Annotated in this window: 14 protein-coding genes; 11 read left to right on the top strand and 3 right to left on the bottom strand. The window is 37.7% G+C overall.

Annotation, left to right across the window (positions count from 1 at the left end; translation table 11 throughout):
- Position 1 precedes the first annotated feature (1 nt).
- Genes clpX through mreC form a run of 3 tightly spaced genes read left to right on the top strand, consistent with a single transcriptional unit; the run spans position 2 to position 3,184 of the window.
- The gene (clpX, locus tag I6852_RS03040; protein WP_001006306.1) at positions 2–1,348 is read left to right on the top strand and encodes an ATP-dependent protease ATP-binding subunit ClpX; all 1,347 of its coding nucleotides are present in this window, start codon (positions 2–4) and stop codon (positions 1,346–1,348) included.
- 42 nt (positions 1,349–1,390) lie between these two features.
- Entirely contained in the window at positions 1,391–2,434 is a 1,044-nt protein-coding gene (locus tag I6852_RS03035) for a rod shape-determining protein (protein WP_000577744.1), read from the top strand.
- Between the two features lie 3 nt (positions 2,435–2,437).
- Positions 2,438–3,184 carry a rod shape-determining protein MreC gene (gene mreC, locus I6852_RS03030; RefSeq protein ID WP_197291549.1) on the top strand — a complete coding sequence of 249 codons (747 nt, stop codon included), beginning with the start codon at positions 2,438–2,440 and terminating at the stop codon, positions 3,182–3,184.
- A 54-nt stretch (positions 3,185–3,238) separates the two neighbouring features.
- Here mreC and I6852_RS03025 read toward each other — a convergent pair whose 3' ends face one another.
- The 3 genes from I6852_RS03025 to I6852_RS08095 are packed head-to-tail and all read right to left on the bottom strand — an operon-like array spanning position 3,239 to position 8,604.
- Positions 3,239–6,103, bottom strand: coding sequence for a DEAD/DEAH box helicase family protein (locus I6852_RS03025; protein ID WP_197291550.1), 2,865 nt, complete (start codon positions 6,101–6,103; stop codon positions 3,239–3,241).
- 10 nt (positions 6,104–6,113) lie between these two features.
- Positions 6,114–7,172, bottom strand: coding sequence for a site-specific DNA-methyltransferase (locus tag I6852_RS08100; RefSeq protein WP_197292971.1), 1,059 nt, complete (start codon positions 7,170–7,172; stop codon positions 6,114–6,116).
- Complete coding sequence (locus I6852_RS08095; protein ID WP_197292970.1) at positions 7,159–8,604, bottom strand: DNA methyltransferase; 1,446 nt, start codon at positions 8,602–8,604, stop codon at positions 7,159–7,161. Before I6852_RS08095 ends, I6852_RS08100 begins: the two co-directional genes overlap by 14 nt.
- A gap of 224 nt (positions 8,605–8,828) precedes the next feature.
- Between I6852_RS08095 and I6852_RS03010 the strand changes: the two genes are divergently transcribed.
- The 8 genes from I6852_RS03010 to I6852_RS02975 all read left to right on the top strand — a co-directional run bounded on the left by I6852_RS03010 (position 8,829) and on the right by I6852_RS02975 (position 17,824).
- Positions 8,829–9,692 (top strand): DNA-methyltransferase, encoded by an 864-nt coding sequence (locus tag I6852_RS03010; protein ID WP_120814808.1) that lies wholly within the window; start codon positions 8,829–8,831, stop codon positions 9,690–9,692.
- Positions 9,679–10,461 (top strand): site-specific DNA-methyltransferase, encoded by a 783-nt coding sequence (locus tag I6852_RS03005; protein ID WP_197291551.1) that lies wholly within the window; start codon positions 9,679–9,681, stop codon positions 10,459–10,461. Before I6852_RS03010 ends, I6852_RS03005 begins: the two co-directional genes overlap by 14 nt.
- Positions 10,462–10,476: 15 nt before the next feature.
- Positions 10,477–11,748 (top strand): restriction endonuclease subunit R, encoded by a 1,272-nt coding sequence (locus I6852_RS03000; RefSeq protein WP_197291552.1) that lies wholly within the window; start codon positions 10,477–10,479, stop codon positions 11,746–11,748.
- A gap of 82 nt (positions 11,749–11,830) precedes the next feature.
- Positions 11,831–12,472 carry a copper response regulator transcription factor CrdR gene (gene crdR / locus I6852_RS02995; RefSeq protein ID WP_197291553.1) on the top strand — a complete coding sequence of 214 codons (642 nt, stop codon included), beginning with the start codon at positions 11,831–11,833 and terminating at the stop codon, positions 12,470–12,472.
- Positions 12,438–13,640 (top strand): copper-sensing histidine kinase CrdS, encoded by a 1,203-nt coding sequence (crdS, locus tag I6852_RS02990; protein WP_197291592.1) that lies wholly within the window; start codon positions 12,438–12,440, stop codon positions 13,638–13,640. The genes crdR and crdS overlap by 35 nt, the downstream gene beginning before the upstream one ends.
- Before the next feature lie 2 nt (positions 13,641–13,642).
- Complete coding sequence (locus I6852_RS02985; RefSeq protein WP_197291554.1) at positions 13,643–15,037, top strand: NAD(P)H-hydrate dehydratase; 1,395 nt, start codon at positions 13,643–13,645, stop codon at positions 15,035–15,037.
- A gap of 10 nt (positions 15,038–15,047) precedes the next feature.
- A complete protein-coding gene (locus I6852_RS02980; protein ID WP_197291555.1) occupies positions 15,048–16,514 on the top strand; it encodes a replicative DNA helicase in 1,467 nt (488 codons plus the stop codon).
- On the top strand, positions 16,511–17,824 hold the full coding sequence (locus tag I6852_RS02975; protein WP_197291556.1) for a ComEC/Rec2 family competence protein: 1,314 nt from the start codon (positions 16,511–16,513) through the stop codon (positions 17,822–17,824). The genes I6852_RS02980 and I6852_RS02975 overlap by 4 nt, the downstream gene beginning before the upstream one ends.
- Positions 17,825–17,850 lie beyond the last annotated feature (26 nt).

Genomic DNA, 17,850 nt, shown 5'->3' with positions numbered 1-17,850 from the left:
CATGAACGAAACGCTTTATTGCAGTTTTTGCAAAAAACCAGAATCCAGAGATCCCAAAAAACGCCGCATTATTTTTGCGAGCAACCTGAATAAAGATGTGTGCGTGTGCGAATATTGTATAGATGTGATGCATGGGGAATTACACAAATACGACAGAATGGATTCTTTATTAGCGCTCAAAAGAGACCGATTGAGGCGAATGGAATCCAGTGCTTATGAAGAAGAGTTTTTGCTCTCTCGCATTCCAGCCCCTAAAGAGCTTAAGGCGGTTTTAGACAATTATGTGATAGGCCAAGAGCAGGCTAAAAAGGTTTTTTCCGTAGCCGTGTATAACCATTACAAACGCTTATCTTTTAAAGAAAAACTCAAAAAACAAGACAACCAAGACAGCAATGTGGAGTTGGAACATTTAGAAGAAGTGGAGTTGAGCAAGTCTAATATTTTATTGATCGGCCCTACAGGTTCAGGCAAGACTTTAATGGCGCAAACTCTCGCCAAGCATTTGGATATTCCTATCGCCATTAGCGATGCGACTAGCTTGACTGAAGCGGGTTATGTGGGCGAAGATGTGGAAAATATCCTTACAAGATTGTTGCAAGCGAGCGATTGGAATGTCCAAAAAGCCCAAAAAGGCATTGTGTTTATTGATGAGATTGATAAAATCAGCCGTTTGTCAGAAAACCGCTCCATCACTAGAGACGTTTCTGGCGAGGGCGTTCAGCAAGCGTTGTTAAAAATCGTTGAAGGCTCTTTAGTGAATATCCCCCCTAAAGGCGGCAGAAAGCACCCTGAGGGCAATTTCATTCAAATTGACACGAGCGATATTTTATTCATTTGCGCCGGAGCGTTTGACGGGTTAGCTGAAATCATTAAAAAACGCACCACGCAAAACGTGTTGGGTTTCACTCAAGAAAAGATGAGCAAAAAAGAGCAAGAAGCGATCTTGCATTTAGTCCAAACCCATGACTTGGTTACTTATGGGCTTATCCCTGAGCTTATCGGCCGTTTGCCGGTTTTAAGCACGCTAGATAGCATCAGTTTAGAAGCGATGGTGGATATTTTGCAAAAACCTAAAAACGCCCTAATCAAGCAATACCAACAACTTTTCAAAATGGATGAGGTGGATTTGATTTTTGAAGAAGAAGCCATTAAAGAAATCGCCAAACTCGCATTAGAAAGAAAAACCGGGGCTAGGGGACTAAGGGCGATCATTGAAGATTTTTGTTTGGATATTATGTTTGATTTACCCAAGCTTAAGGGATCGGAAGTGCGTATCACTAAAGATTGTGTTTTAAAACAGGCTGAACCTTTGATCATTGCTAAAACGCATTCTAAAATTCTTCCTTAAGGAACACGCTTATAAATTTAACGATAAAGGATTAGAAAGGGCATGATTTTTAGCAAATTGATCGGTTTGTTTTCGCATGATATTGCCATAGATTTAGGCACGGCTAACACGATCGTGTTAGTCAAAGGGCAGGGCATTATTATCAATGAGCCTTCTATTGTGGCGGTGCGCATGGGGTTGTTTGATTCTAAAGCTTATGATATTTTGGCAGTGGGGAGCGAGGCTAAGGAAATGCTAGGCAAAACCCCTAACAGCATCAGAGCGATTCGCCCCATGAAAGATGGCGTGATTGCCGATTATGACATTACCGCTAAAATGATCCGCTACTTTATTGAAAAAGCGCACAAACGAAAGACATGGATTCGCCCGCGCATCATGGTGTGCGTGCCTTATGGGTTGACAAGCGTGGAAAGGAATGCGGTTAAAGAGAGCGCTTTGAGCGCTGGGGCTAGAGAAGTCTTTTTGATTGAAGAGCCTATGGCAGCAGCGATTGGAGCAGGCTTACCAGTCAAAGAGCCGCAAGGGAGTTTGATTGTGGATATTGGTGGAGGCACGACTGAAATTGGCGTGATCAGTCTTGGGGGGCTAGTCATTTCTAAAAGCATTAGAGTGGCCGGGGATAAATTGGATCAAAGCATCGTGGAATACATCCGCAAGAAATTCAATTTATTGATAGGGGAGCGCACCGGCGAAGAGATTAAGATTGAAATCGGTTGCGCGATCAAACTGGATCCGCCTCTTACCATGGAAGTGTCAGGGAGGGATCAAGTGAGCGGGCTGTTGCACACGATTGAATTGAGCTCTGATGATGTGTTTGAAGCCATTAAAGATCAGGTGAGGGAAATCTCTAGCGCTTTAAGGAGCGTGCTTGAAGAGGTGAAGCCGGATCTAGCGAAAGACATTGTGCAAAATGGTGTGGTGCTTACCGGCGGTGGGGCTTTGATTAAGGGCTTAGACAAGTATTTAAGCGATATGGTTAAACTCCCTGTGTATGTGGGCGATGAGCCTTTATTGGCCGTAGCCAAAGGCACAGGGGAAGCCATACAAGATTTGGATTTACTCAGCCGTGTGGGTTTTAGTGAATAATGCATGCGTTTTTATTTTAAATTCCTTTGGCTTTTAGGGATTTTTCTTATTTTTTATTTTTTAGACATTAAAGGCAGTTCTTCTTATATCAGCGACCGGATTAAAAACGCCTTGATGAGCGCTAAAAACAGCTTATTAGACAACATTCAAGCGTATTTTTTTCAAGCCCAAAACATTAAAGAATTTCAAAAAGAACGCTTGATTTTAGAAGCTTTAAAACTAGAAAACGCCGATTTGAAAGAGCGTTTGAATAGTATTTATCCTTTAGAAAATCCAAAAATGACTTATACCCCTACTTTTATGACTTCATTCATCAGTTTAGAAGACACGCACAGCGTCTCTCTCAACCCTATTGTGAATTTAGAAGAAAATAAGATTTATGGTCTTGTCTCCCACAATCAAGCCATAGGCATTGCGGTGTTAGAAAAAGGGCGCTTGAACGGGTTTTTGAACGCCCACAAGCGGTGCGCTTATAGCGTGATGATAGGCCAAAATCAAGTCTTAGGCTTTATAGGGACTAATTTCAAGCAAGAATTAATCGTGGATTTTATTGTCCCTAGCGCTGAAATCAACATAGGCGATCAAGTGCTAACGAGCGGGCTGGATGGGATTTTTGGAGCGGGGGTGTTTGTGGGTGAAGTTTCAAGCATTGAAGATCATTACACTTATAAAAGCGCGGTGTTGAAAAACGCTTTTTTAAGCGACGCCAAACTTTTAAGGCATGTGTTTTTAAGCGATGTGAAAAACTAGCGCTCTATTCAAGGCTATTCAAGCGCGTTTTTAACCCCTTTCAATCAAATCAGGCTAATCCTTTAAATCCAGAAAAAAATATTCTAGTTTCCCTTTTTTGATCCAATAGTCCCTACCCTCCACCACTTTATCCTTATCCCCATAAAATTTTAAAACCACTTTGATTTTGAGATTGGGATCGTTTTTAGGGTTAAAAATTTTATCTTTAAAAAGTTTTTTATACCAAACTGCCTTGCGTTGGGAACTAGTGTGTTCGATCCCTTTAGGATCAATGAAGCAAATGATTTGCGTGCTGCCTTTTTGCAGCCAAAAGATAAAATCAGGGAAAAATTTCCTTTCTGTAGCGCCGTTGAAATAAGGGATAAACAAATTGTCTAAATGCTCATCAATCTTGCTGAACGCCCAAAAATCATAGTTTTCTTGTAGTGTTTTTATCGTTTCAGTTTTTTGTAACTCTTTTAAAAAATCAATTTCACTTTCTACTCTAACCACATGCTTAAGCCAATCGCAGTTTTTGGCTTTAATTAAAGGGGTGTAGTAATGCTCCTTGAGTTTTAACAGCTCTGCATCATCAACTTTGAATGTTCTGTCTTGTTTGTGCTTTTCTGTATCCAAAGGCGCATACTCTTTCACTTCTTGGATGGCTTTCATTAATTCTTCTTTTTTACCCGCCTTAATTTTAATCCTTTTAAAATGCACGATTTTCTCATCATCTAGGGCGTTAAACTCGTCTTTAGGCACTTTTTGATTGAGATATAGCCTCTTTTTAAGGATAGAAATCAAGTCATCTAAATCTTTATAATGCCAGTTTAATTCTATTTCAAAACATTCTTTTTGTATCATTTCTTTTAACAGCTCGTAATCTTTAGGGTTATAAAATTCATGCTTTAAAATAAAATGCTTTTCGCTCATTAAATGAAAATACTCTTTTAAATCCTTAAAATTTTTTTCGCTCATTTTAAACGAACCGCTTCCTAAGTCAGTGGCTTTAATGGATTTTTCTTGGTAGCAAGGCACAAACAAGGCGTGTTTCATCGGCGTTTTTTCTAATTTGATTTCATGCCATGAGCCTCTATTTTCGCCCCCATTTTCGCTCTCTTTTTGGAACTTTAAAATCGCTTCAAGGCTTGCATGGTTGGTGGGTATCACAAAAAGCGTTTCCAACATTGCAGCGTTTGGTTTCAAGTCTTTTTTAATAGCTTTATCTATGTCTAAATACGCTAACCTTTGGCGTTGGTTTTTGACGCTTTCAATCCTTACGCCCCTGCCAAAAGATTGTTTCACCAGCTTTTTAGCGTCATCATCAAGCCCTATATTTAAAAATAAAATCACGCTAGGCCTTGTGCTATCCCACCCGGTGTCAAAAGCGCGAGACCCCACTAAGATATTGATACTGCTCTTATCAATCTGGCTGAAATAGCTCTCTTCTTTAAAGCTCAAATTCTTACTCACCACCTTCACGCTCTTTAATTTTTCACGGATCCATTCTGTAATATCGCCTATTCTAATCAGGCAAAAGACTTTATCGCTTGTGTTGAGCTTGAAAGCGATTTCTTGGTTGTTTTTAGGGTTAATAATGACTTCAATATACCCGTTGCTGGCATAAAAAACTTCTTCTTTTAAGCCTTTAAAATCCATGCTCTTTAAACCCTCTTTAAAAACCTTGATTTTATATTCTTTTTCTTTATCTTTGCCATCGCTAAAAAGAAATTCCGGATTCTTTAATTCCTCTAATAAATCGTCTTTAGCCTTTAAAAAATCGCCCTCATCGTCATTTTCAATCACGCGCGCTAAAGTTTTAAAAAAGATTTCCGCATCGCTGTTTTCAACATTCACAGAATGCGTGAACACGAGCATTAAAGGGTCGTAAAAATAGCCTTCTGTTTGATAGCGTTTTTGCATACCCAAAAGCAATAACGCTTTTAAAAGAGCGATTTCTTTTTCCCTATCGTTTAAATCTTTCAATTCCTTAAAAGCGCTTAAATTGTTTTTCTTCAATAAAACAGACTCTTTACCATAGCCAAGCTTCACCCACTCGCCCACGCTCAAATTATACACCGCAGTGATGAGATCGCTCTCTTCAGTGAAAGTGGCGCTGAAATTGAATAAAAACCCTTTTTGAGATAACAGGCTAAAAATAGCCTGTCTTTTGCTCTCAGTCTTGTTCCCCTTATGCGCTTCATCTAAAATCACATAGTTTTCCCCATTATCCCAACAATCCTTATAATTTAAAAGGTTTTCCTTGCTTTCTTCATCGCTCATTAAATCCGCACGGTAATAAAAAAGAGCGATTTTTTTCATTAAAGAATCTTTTGGAGCGCGATAAAAGTCCTTATTAGTAACGCTTTTAAGGTCTTTGAAATCAATTTGCTTGGCATAATCTTTACTCCGGTTGTATTTTTCAATTTCTTTTTCAAATTGCTTGATTAAATGCTCGTTCGCGCTAAAAAACATGATATTTTTCTTAGGGATTAAACCCATTCTTATAGCCACGCTTAAAAGTTCTACCAGTTTGATAATGACAATCGTTTTACCGCTCCCTGTGGCCATGTAAAAGGCTAGGCGGTTGATAAAATTTTCAAAACGCACGCAATCATTTTCTACCTTAAAATGGCTCTTTAACAAAGGATTGAGTTTCTTTTTAGCGAAATCGCAATTAGCGAATGAATAATGTTTTTGATAAAATGCGTAAAATTCTTTTTTATCTTCTTTGAAATCCCTAAAATAAGCGACAAGCACTCTAAAAGCGTTGATTAAAGCTTGCTGTTGGTAATCTAAAAGCTCCTTATTATTATCAAAGCTTTTAAAGTCTAGCCTTTCTAACGGATCGTTAATCTCATTAGCGTTCAATTCCTCTTCAGCGAGTTTTTGAGCGACAAAAATTTCATTATCGGTGGTTAAATCTTTTTTCTTTGCCATGATTTTTTCCTTACCAAATGAGCGCTTCTTTTAAGGCTTTTAAGATTTCTACTTCTTTATCATTCCCTTTAAATTTCACCACTTTTTCATTGAAAAACTCCACTCCAACGCCGTGTAAATTTTCTAAAGTTTCCTTAATATCCACGCCCATTTTTTCTAGCACTTTTACATTGAGCGTGTAAGAATGTTCTTTACACTCCACTAAATCGCTGTATTGTTCATCATACGCTAAGGGTTTGTCGTTGTCTTCATACTTGATTTTTCTTAAAATCTCTTCATAGCTTTCTAATTCATAAACTTTGACTACCCCACCTTTATTAAATTCTTTAAGCGCACCGCTTTTAAAACCGCCTATAACCTTTTTAAGCCTGGGCAAAATCACGCTCTCAAAATGCTCCCCCATTTCAACACCGATATACTTCCTTTTCATTTTGTGCGCCACCGCACAAGTCGTCCCGCTCCCAGCGAAAAAATCACACACGAGATCGTTTTCTTTTGTGGAAATTTCTAAAATGCGTTGGAGTAGGGATTCGGGTTTGGGGGTGTCAAAAAGGGCTTTCCCATCAAAAATCTCTTTGATTTCTCTTTTAGCGTCTTGAGTGTGTCCTACTTCTTGATAAGTCCATAAACTCATGGGGGTTACGCCTTGCTTGACTTCACTTAAAAAGCGTTTGTAACATGGCACACCCCTACCACTTTTAGGGAAAAAGATGCGATTATCAGCGATCAATTCTTGTAATCTTTCTTGTGAAAAAAGCCATGAATAACCATGAGGGGGTAAGATTTCTTGCTTGGTGTAGGGGTTAAAAATAGGGTAAATATTGCGCTCAACAGCCGGTCCAACTGACAAATCGGAGGACTTCCACACGCCTCTTTCATCATTATCTAAATTTTTATAGCGTGCATTCATTTCTTTTGTGCGCTCAAGGGTAAAATCATGCAAGTTTTCAATGTTTTTTGAATAAGTTAAAATATAGTCATGGTTGTTAGAAAAATGTTTTTTTAAATTAATGGGAGAATAGGATCGTTGCCAAACCACATTGGCTACAAAGTTATCACCCCCCCCCATTAAACACTTCGTCCATCAACACTTTCAAGTAAGCCTGTTCGTTGTCATCAATGCTCACAAACACCACGCCTTTATCACTCAAAAGCTTGTGCGCAAGCTCTAAGCGGTTTTCCATCATAGAAAGCCAGCTAGAGCGTTTGAAATTATCCGCATAAATAAATTCATTGTTTTGCGTGTTATAAGGCGGATCAATGTAAATGCAATCTATTGTTTCTTTATAGCGGTTTTTAAGAGAGTTTAGGGCTTGGTAGTTTTCGCTTTTAATGAGCGTGCCGTTGATTTCATTCTCACTGAATAAGCTTTTAATCTCTTCTTCTAAATCTTTAAAATAAATCGTGTCTAGGGGCAAGAACTCATTTTCTAAAAGATCGTCTGTGGTTTTTAAATTCAAGTCTTGCCATTCTTGGACTTGTTTGGGGTAGTTTGTGTGGCTTGTGATTTTACTCAAATCGTAGTTTTTGGCTTTTAATTTGTCTAGGCTCACGATGAAATGCGAGTTTAACACAAAGCGGGGTTTGTTCCAAATCTTACAAAGTTCGTTTTCAAATTCGCTCACTAATACAATCACTTGCAACGCCACTTCCTTAATGGTGTTGATCTCATTAAGGCGTTTAGCATCAAATGCAGTCATTTCTTTAAAAAGGTATTCAAACAGATACAAATCCAACTGCTCTTTTAAAAACCCTTGCGCGTTTTTATGGATGAAATAATCCATACTGCCTTGCTTTTTGAATTTGACAAACGCTTTTTTTAAGATTTCTTCATCAAGTTTGACGCCTTGATTGGAACATTTTTTTAGGATTTCATTCGTTTTTGTTTGAGTCCCCTTGCTACTGAGAGTAACGCTAAAATTTAGGGTGTTAGTTTTGGTGTCTGTATCTTTTACTATACTTTTTAAATCAAAGACCAAATCCACTTTTTCATTATATTTTTTGCTTTCTAGTAAAGAAGTGTCAAAGTTAAAAAGAATGTTTTCTAATTCAAAGCAAAAATCCTTATAGTTCGTTTCGCTTTTCACATAATAAAGATCTTTAGTTTTATAAAATAAAGCGGTGTCTTTTTTGAGGGAGCATTTTTCATAACCGCTTTTAGTATAAAGATTATCATAAAGGGGCGTGTCGTTGAAATAAATCCCTCCATTAGCGCTGAAATAACGCTTGAAAAAGCTATAGAGTTTGTCAAACAATTCTTCTTTGAGATCGTTGTTGTCTTGGCATTTTGAATCAATGAGTTTTTTTAATTCTTGTTTTTTATGGTGGTAATACTGGCTTTTAGCCTTCATGAGATTGATCATGCCACTTTTCACCGCTTTAGCGTTAGGATTTAAAAGGCTTTCTTGTTTGTCTTCAATCTTAACGCCTATGAAAAGGTTTTCTAAAACTTCATAAAATTGCGCTTCGTTCGTTTTCATCATCACGCTCCTTAAAAACATAAAAAGTATTATAACAAAGCCCACCCATTAAGCGCTACAATACACCCATGCAAAAAAAGATTTTTTTACTAGAAGACGATTACCTTTTAAGCGAGAGCGTTAAGGCGTTTGGCTTATTGAAATTTTAGATTGCCTTGACTGACTCATTTTTTAAAATACCCCCATTTCATTGTAAAATTATCTCTGTGAAACCCATTGAAGTTTAATAAAAGGTAAAAATAAGATTGAATATCAATAAAGTGTTTTATCATAGCAGCACCAACATGCATGAAGTGCCAGATAATAGCGTGGATTTGATCATCACAAGCCCGCCTTATTTCAACATTAAAGATTACACGAAAAATGGCACACAAGACTTACAACATTCAGCCCAACATGTTGAAGATTTAGGGGCGTTAGAAAAATATGAAGATTATCTTTTAGGTCTTTTAAAAGTTTGGCTTGAGTGCTACAGAGCGCTAAAACCCAATGGTAAGTTGTGCATTAATGTGCCTTTAATGCCCATGCTTAAAAAGGTTTTAAACACGCACTACAACCGCCATATCTTTGATTTGCATGCTGATATTCAACACTCCATTTTGCATGATTTAAACAACACGCTAGAAAACAAGCCTAAAATGTTCTTACTAGATGTCTATATTTGGAAACGCGCAAATCCCACTAAAAGATTGATGTTTGGGAGCTACCCTTATCCTAGAAATTTTTATGCACAAAATACTATAGAATTTATTGGCGTGTTTGTCAAAGACGGAAAACCCAAACAACCCACAGAGGAGCAAAAAGAACAAAGCCAATTGACTCAAGAGGAATGGGTGGAATTCACTAAACAAATTTGGGAAATCCCAATCCCTAATAAAAACGATATTGCTTTTGGTAAGCATGCGGCTTTAATGCCGGCTGAATTAGCAAGGCGTTTGATTAGATTGTATAGTTGCGTGGGCGATGTGGTTCTAGATCCATTTAGCGGGAGCGGGACAACCTTAAGAGAAGCAAAGCTTTTAAAAAGAAATTTTATAGGTTATGAACTCTATGAAAATTATAAGCCCTTGATTGAGCAAAAATTAGGAAACTTGTTTGATTTTGAATAAGATTTATATAGAAGATGTTTTCACATTCTTAGACAAACTAGAAGATAAAAGCGTTGATTTAGCCATTATTGATCCCCCCTACAATCTTAAAATTGCTTCATGGGATAGTTTTAAAAATGATGAAGAGTTTTTAACATTTTCTTACGCTTGGATTGATAAAATGCTGCCCAAACTTAAAGACACAGGGAGTTTTTATATCTTTAATACCCCCTTTAATTGCGCTTTATTTTTAGCGTATTTGCGCCATAAAAAAGTGCATTTTTTAAATTTTATCACTTGGGTTAAAAAAGATGGGTTTGCCAACGCCAAAAAGCGTTATAACCATGCGCAAGAAAGCATTTTATTTTATAGCATGCACAAGAAAAACTATACCTTTAATGCCGATGAGGTTCGCATCGCTTATGAATCCACCGAACGCATCAAACATGCTCAAAGTAAGGGGATTTTAAAAAATAACAAACGCTGGTTCCCTAACCCTAAGGGTAAATTATGCCTTGATGTGTGGGAAATCACTTCACAAAGGCATGTTGAAAAAGAGAAGGGTAAAATCCTTAAGCCCAAACACCCCAGCATCAAACCTAAAGCGCTCATTGAACGCATGATAAAGGCTAGCTCTAATGAAAACGATTTGATTTTAGATTTGTTTAGTGGCAGTGGCATGATTAGCTTGGTGGCTAAAAGTTTGGAGCGTAATTTTATAGGGTGTGAGAGCCATGCTGAATATGTGCATGAGAGTTTGGAAATGTTTAGGTATAATGAATGCGAATAAAAAAGGATATTTAACATGCTAAAATTAGAAAAAATTTTGCTAGAAATCACACAGCTTGATCCTAGTAAAGAGTGTTTGAAATTCTTAGCTAATCGCATAAAAAGCTCTGATTATAGGGGCTTACACTTATCCCAACACAATCGTTACGATCAAAATAAGATTAAAACCATTATTCAAGCTATTTTTAATGAAGCGAGAGAGGATTTTTTACAAATCCGCACCACTGATATGAGTAAACGCCCTAGCAATATCATAGGCGAAGAGGTTTATGCAAAAGTGGTTGATAATATCTGTAAATCTGAAATGCCTCAAGACAATTTAAGAAAAAAGAATCAAGTAACTCAAGATAGCTTGAGAAAAAATCTTTTTGTAGATATGCATAGAATGGGGTTGATTGAGCGATACAATAAAAATAAGGAACCTACAAACCCCTACATTCAAAGCAATATTAAATATATCAGTTTAACTCCCTTAGCTATAGAATTTTTAAACGCGCAAGATTTGTTAAGAAAAAATTTTTGTTACACGCAAGCTTTAGAAAATCTTTTACAAGGTTTTGGGGCAGAATGCAGAGAGGTGATGATAGAGCTTGAAAATCATTATTTAGACATTGAAGAAATGATGTTTTTTGTTACATTTTTAAATATTGACAATTTTACTAGAAGTGGAATTACAGAATACATTAGAGAATATAGGAGTTTAAGCCGTATCCAAAAAGAAAAATTAAAAGAGTTAGTGCAAGATTATTGCAACCCTAACCATTTTAACGGGAATAAGTTAGACAAGAGAGATTATCATAATTGGAAAAATCAAGCCCAACAGATTTTTAGCTTGCTAGAACAAAGCGTGTTTTTTGAAACCAATAAAGAGAGGCTTATTTTAAAAACGCTCAATGAAGAAAACAAACAAAACGATAAAAAGCTCAAACGCTCCATTAAAGAAAAAGCCCTTTATTTTGAAAAACATGGCGTTAAAAAAGAAAAGGGCTTTGAATTGCACCATATTGTGCCTTTATGCTTGGCTCGCTCTATAGAAGAATTTGATCTTTTGGATAAATGGGAAAATTTAATCTATATTGACGCTTTTAACCATGCGAAGATATCTCAAACGCAAAATAAACATCTTTGTTTGTATTTTGAAAATTGCGATGTGGTTTTATCTAAAGGCTTAAAAGAAGAACAAGAAAGCCTTTATTTGACTTACATTGAAAATGTGTTATATAAACTTGATTTACAAAATGCCATGTTGGAATACAATAAAGATTTATTGCATTCTAAAAACGGCTGATAAAATAAAGCGGTGTCTTTTTTAAGGGAGCGTTTTTCATAACCGCTTTTAGTATAAAGGCAATTAGCGCTACAATACCCCCATGCAAAAAAAGATTTTTTTATTAGAAGACGATTACCTTTTAAGCGAGAGCGTTAAGGAGTTTTTGGAGCATTTAGGCTATGAAGTGTTTTGCGCTTTTAATGGGAAAGAAGCTTATGAAAGGCTCTCGGTTGAGCGCTTCAACCTCTTGCTTTTAGATGTGCAAGTGCCTGAAATGAATAGCTTGGAATTGTTTAAGCGCATCAAAAACGATTTTTTAATCTCTACGCCTGTGATTTTTATCACCGCCTTACAGGATAATGCTACCTTAAAAAATGCTTTTAATTTAGGAGCGAGCGATTATTTGAAAAAGCCTTTTGATTTAGACGAATTAGAAGCGCGCATTAAAAGGTTTTTCAATGATGATCCCATAGAAATCATGCCTAACATTTTTTATCACCAAAATTGCTTGAGTGTCAGGGGCAAAAAAGAGATCTTGCCGCCCAAAACCGCACAACTTTTAGAATACTTTTTAGAGTATAAAGGGCAAATCATCAGCTCTCAAGCACTAGAAAACAATTTATGGGAACAAGCGATTGATGATTCCACCTTACGCACTTACATTAAAGTGTTGCGCAAGCTCTTGGGGAAAGATTGTATAGAAACGCATAAGGGGGTGGGCTATCGCTTTAACCCACTATGAAAAAAAATCCCTTAAACTCTTTTTAGGGACTTATTTAGGCTCTTCGTTTGTGTTAATGCTAGTGATTAGCGTTTTAGCGTTTAACTATGAAAAAAACGAAAAAATCAAAATGATACGCATGGACATGGACAAAATGGCTTCTAAGATCGCTAGTGAAGTGATTGCCTTGCACATGCAAACGCATGGGGATTACCACAACGCTTTAAACGCTCTGATTTCACGCTATAAAGACGCTTCCATAGCCCTTTTTGATAGCAAAAAGCGTGTTTTATACTCCAATATCCCTGAAAGCACGGATTTGATTAAAACCCATAAAGAGGCGGGCTTTTTTAGTTTTAAGGGGGAATATTACCTATTCAGCGATGAAACTTTCGCCCATTTAGGCGTGGCTAAAATGCTTTTTAAAAATTCTAAACCCCTTCATTTTTCTTCTTTGTATCGTAACATTGTTTTAGTGTTTGTTGTAGCGTTTTTGTGCGTGATAGGGGTTTCTGTGTTTTTGGGGCGTTTGTTTTTAAAGCCCATTAGGAATGAAATCACCCGTATTGATCATTTTTTAAAAAACACCACGCATGAATTAAACACCCCCATGAGCGCTTTAGTCTTGTCTTTAAAAACCCTAGAAGACAGCCAACAACACCGCCGCATTAAAATCGCTATCCAGCGCATGAGCTTTTTATACCGCTCGCTCTCGTATTTAGTGATGCAAGATATTGAGCGCGAATCCTTTGTGCTTTTAGATTTAAAAGCCCTGATTATTAAAGAAAACACGCTTTTTAGCGAGATGATAGACTACCACAAGCTGGAATTTAAAAGCGATTTAGTGGGAGTGGAATTGAAGGCTAAAGAGCAGGATTTCCTTTCGCTTTATAGCAATTTGCTCATGAATGCGATCAAATACAGCATCACGCATGGGTATATCCATATAGAGCTAACGCATGCGTTTTTGAAAGTGAAAAATTTAGGGTATGAAATCCCTAAAGACAAGATCGCAGAATTAAGCGTTCGTTATGCGCGTTTCAATTCTGGCGTGTTGGGTTATGGTATAGGGTTAGATTTAGTGAAAAAAGTGTGTGAAAAGTATAAAATGCGTTTAGAAATTCATAGCGAACCCTCTTTAAAAGGATCGTTTTATGAAAATTCGTTTTGCGTTCAATTTCAAGGATGAAGATGCTTTCAGTGTATGAAAAAGTGAATGCCCTAGACAAAAGGGCGCTTGAAGAATTGTTTTTAAGCGAAGACATTTTAATGGAAAACGCCGCTATGGCTTTAGAAAGGGCGGTTTTACAAAACGCTTCTTTGGGTGCTAAAGTCATTATCCTTTGTGGGAGTGGGGATAATGGGGGCGATGGTTATGCTCTAGCTAGGCGTTTAGTGGGGCGTTTTAGAGTGCTAGTTTTTGAAATGAAATTAGCCAAAAGCCCCATGTGCCAATTGCAAAAAGAAAGGGCTAAAAAAGCAGGGGTAGTCATCAAAACATATGAAGAAAAGAATGAAGATTTAGAATGCGATGTTTTAATAGATTGCGTGGTAGGGAGCGCTTTTAAGGGCGAATTAGAGCCGTTTTTAAACTTTGAAAGCCTTTCTCAAAAAGCACGCTTTAAAATCGCTTGCGACATTCCTAGCGGGATAGATTCTAAAGGCAGGGTGGATAAGAGGGCGTTTAAGGCGGATATGACTATCAGCATGGGCGCTATCAAGTCATGCTTATTAAGCGATAGGGCTAAAGACTATGTAGGGGAATTAAAAGTGGGGCATTTGGGGGTTTTTAATCAAATCTATGAGATCCCAACAGACACTTTTTTACTAGAAAAAAGCGATTTGAAACTGCCCTTAAGGGATAAAAAAAACGCTCATAAGGGCGATTACGGGCATGCGCATGTTCTTTTAGGCAAGCATAGTGGGGCGGGGTTATTGAGCGCTTTAAGCGCGTTAAGTTTTGGATCTGGGGTGGTGAGCGTTCAAGCGTTAGAGTGCGAGATAACTTCTAATAACAAGCCTTTAGAATTGGTTTTTTGTGAAAATTTCCCTAACTTATTGAGCGCGTTCGCTCTTGGCATGGGTTTAGAGGGTTTGCCAAAGGATTTTAAGAAGTGGCTTGAATTAGCCCCATGCGTTTTAGATGCGGGCGTTTTTTATCATAAAGAGGTGTTGCAAGCCTTAGAAAAAGAAGCCGTTTTAACCCCTCACCCTAAAGAGTTTTTATCGTTGTTAAAATCAGTGGGGGTCAATATAAGCATGCTAGAATTACTAGACAATAAACTAGAAATCGCAAGGGATTTTTCTCAAAAATACCCCAAGGTGGTTTTGCTTTTAAAAGGGGCTAATACCCTAATCGCTCATCAAGGGCGGGTTTTTATCAACACTTTAGGGAGCGTGGCTTTGGCTAAAGCTGGGAGTGGCGATGTGTTAGCGGGACTGATTGTAAGCCTACTTTCTCAAAATTATACGCCTTTAGACGCCGCTATTAACGCAAGTTTAGCGCACGCCCTAGCGGGTTTAGAATTTAAGAACAATTACGCTTTAACGCCCCTAGATTTGATAGAAAAGATCAAACGATTATAAAAGGATAAAAATGGATCATTTAAAGCATTTGCAACAATTGCAAAACATTGAAAGGATCGTGCTTTCAGGAATTGTGTTGGCCAATCATAAGATTGAAGAGGTCCATAGCGTTTTAGAGCCTAGCGATTTTTACTACCCGCCTAACGGCTTGTTTTTTGAAATCGCTTTAAAACTGCATGAAGAAAATTGCCCCATTGATGAGAATTTTATCCGCCAAAAAATGCCTAAAGACAAGCAAATCAAAGAAGAAGATCTGGTCGCTATTTTTGCGGCAAGCCCCATAGATAATATTGAAGCCTATGTGGAAGAGATCAAAAACGCCTCCATTAAACGAAAACTTTTTGGCTTGGCCAACACCATTAGAGAGCAAGCTTTAGAAAGCGCGCAAAAATCCAGCGATATTTTAGGCGCTGTGGAGCGAGAAGTCTATGCGTTATTGAATGGCAGCACCATAGAAGGCTTTAGGGATATTAAAGAAGTGCTTGCAAGCGCAATGGATCTTATTACAGAAAACCAAAGAAAGGGGAGTTTGGAAGTTACTGGCATACCGACTGGCTTTGTCCAGTTGGATAATTATACGAGCGGTTTCAATAAGGGGAGTTTAGTCATTATAGGGGCAAGGCCGTCTATGGGTAAAACCAGTTTGATGATGAACATGGTCTTAGCTGCGCTCAATGACGATAGGGGGGTAGCGGTTTTTAGCTTAGAAATGTCCGCAGAGCAACTCGCTTTAAGGGCGTTATCGGATCTCACTTCTATTAACATGCATGATTTAGAAAGCGGGAGGCTTGATGATGATCAATGGGAAAATTTAGCCAAATGCTACGATCACCTTTCTTGCAAAAAACTCTTTTTCTACGATAAAAGTTATGTGAGGATAGAGCAAATCCGCTTGCAACTGCGAAAGCTTAAATCCCAACACAAGGAATTGGGTATCGCTTTTATTGACTATTTGCAACTCATGCCAGGGAGTAAAGCCACTAAAGAACGCCATGAGCAAATCGCTGAAATTTCAAGGGAGCTTAAAACTTTAGCCAGAGAATTAGAAATCCCTATCATAGCGTTAGTGCAACTCAACCGCAGCCTAGAAAACCGAGACGATAAACGGCCCATTCTTTCGGATATTAAAGACAGCGGGGGGATTGAACAGGACGCTGATATTGTTTTATTTTTATATAGAGGCTATATCTATCAAATGAGGGCTGAAGACAACAAAATAGACAAACTCAAAAAAGAAGGCAAAATTGAAGAGGCGCAAGAGTTGCATTTAAAAGTTAATGAAGAAAGGCGTATCCACAAGCAAAATGGCAGCATTGAAGAGGCTGAAATCATCGTGGCTAAAAACAGGAATGGGGCTACAGGAACGGTTTATACGCGCTTTAACGCTCCTTTCACACGCTATGAAGACATGCCCATAGATTCTCATTTAGAAGAGGGGCAAGAAACTAAAGTGGATTACGATATAGTTACAACTTGAAAGACAAAACTTTTCAGGGGGCGTTTGAACTTCTTGCAACCCCCAAAGAATACTTATGGTGTGGGGTTGTTTTAAGCCTTTTGTTGGCAATCAATCTTTATTTAGAATACTTGAATTACCAAAAGCTTGATTTTTCAAAACCTACAAGCCTGAACGCTCAAATCTTGTTACAATACCCTAAAACTAAAGATCAAAAAACCTATTTTGTTTTAAAGCTCCAATCAAAGGGCATGATCTTTTACACCACCATTAAAGAGCCTTTAAAAAACCTCCAATACCGCCATGCGCAATTTTTTGGCAAGTTCAAATTTTGTTCGTTCTTAGAGTCTCTAAAATCATGTTTTTTTCAAACTTATTCTTTTTCTTTAACACGAAAACACAATTTCAAATCGCATGCGCGCCATTTCATTGACAGCGCCCATTCCAACGCTTTGGTGGGTAATTTGTATCGAGCGTTATTCATAGGGGATAATTTGAATAAGGATTTAAGAGACAGGGCTAACGCGCTAGGGATCAACCACTTACTAGCCATTAGCGGGTTTCATTTAGGGATTTTGAGTGCGAGCGTGTATTTCCTTTTCTCTCTTTTTTATACCCCCTTACAAAAACGCTATTTCCCTTATAGGAACGCTTTTTATGATATAGGGGTTTTGGTGTGGGTTTTTTTGCTGGGGTATTTGTTGCTATTAGATTTTTTACCCTCTTTTTTCAGGGCGTTTTTAATGGGCTTATTAGGGTTTTTGGCATGCTTTTTTGGGGTAAGGATTTTGAGTTTTAAACTTTTGATTTTAGCGTGCTGTATCGCCATAGCGTTACTCCCTAAATTGCTTTTTAGCGTGGGGTTTTTGCTTTCTGTTTGTGGGGTGTGGTATATCTTTTTATTTTTAAAACACACTCAAATTTTTTTTAAAGATTCTTCTTTTTTAAAGCGATCGTTTCAAGCGATCGCTTTAAGCGTGTTAGTGTTTTTGAACATGCTCATTGTCGCGCATGCCTTTTTCCCTATGTTTTCGCCCTACCAGCTCTTTAGCATTCCTTTAGGCTTGATTTTTATCGTGTTTTTCCCTTTGAGTTTGTTCTTGCATGCGGTGGGTTTAGGGTCTTTATTGGATCATATTCTAAGCATGCCTTTAGCAATCCCTACGATTTCGATTTCTTCACCCTTATGGCTTTTAGGGGTGCATTTATTTTTAACGATTTTGAGCGCGCGTTTTTTTAAAGTTTATTTGAGCATGAATGTTTTGAGTGCGGGCTTTTTCTTGTATTGTTGCTATCAATATATTATAATGCCTAGTTCAATTGTGGGTTAGAAAAGTCATTTTATTAGGGATCAAAT

It is taken from the genome of Helicobacter pylori (genome assembly GCF_015904775.1).
GTDB classification, from domain to species: Bacteria; Campylobacterota; Campylobacteria; order Campylobacterales; family Helicobacteraceae; genus Helicobacter; species Helicobacter pylori_DM.
The sequence above is the reverse complement of the archived record's forward strand: the minus strand, read 5'-3'. Positions and strand labels throughout refer to the sequence as shown.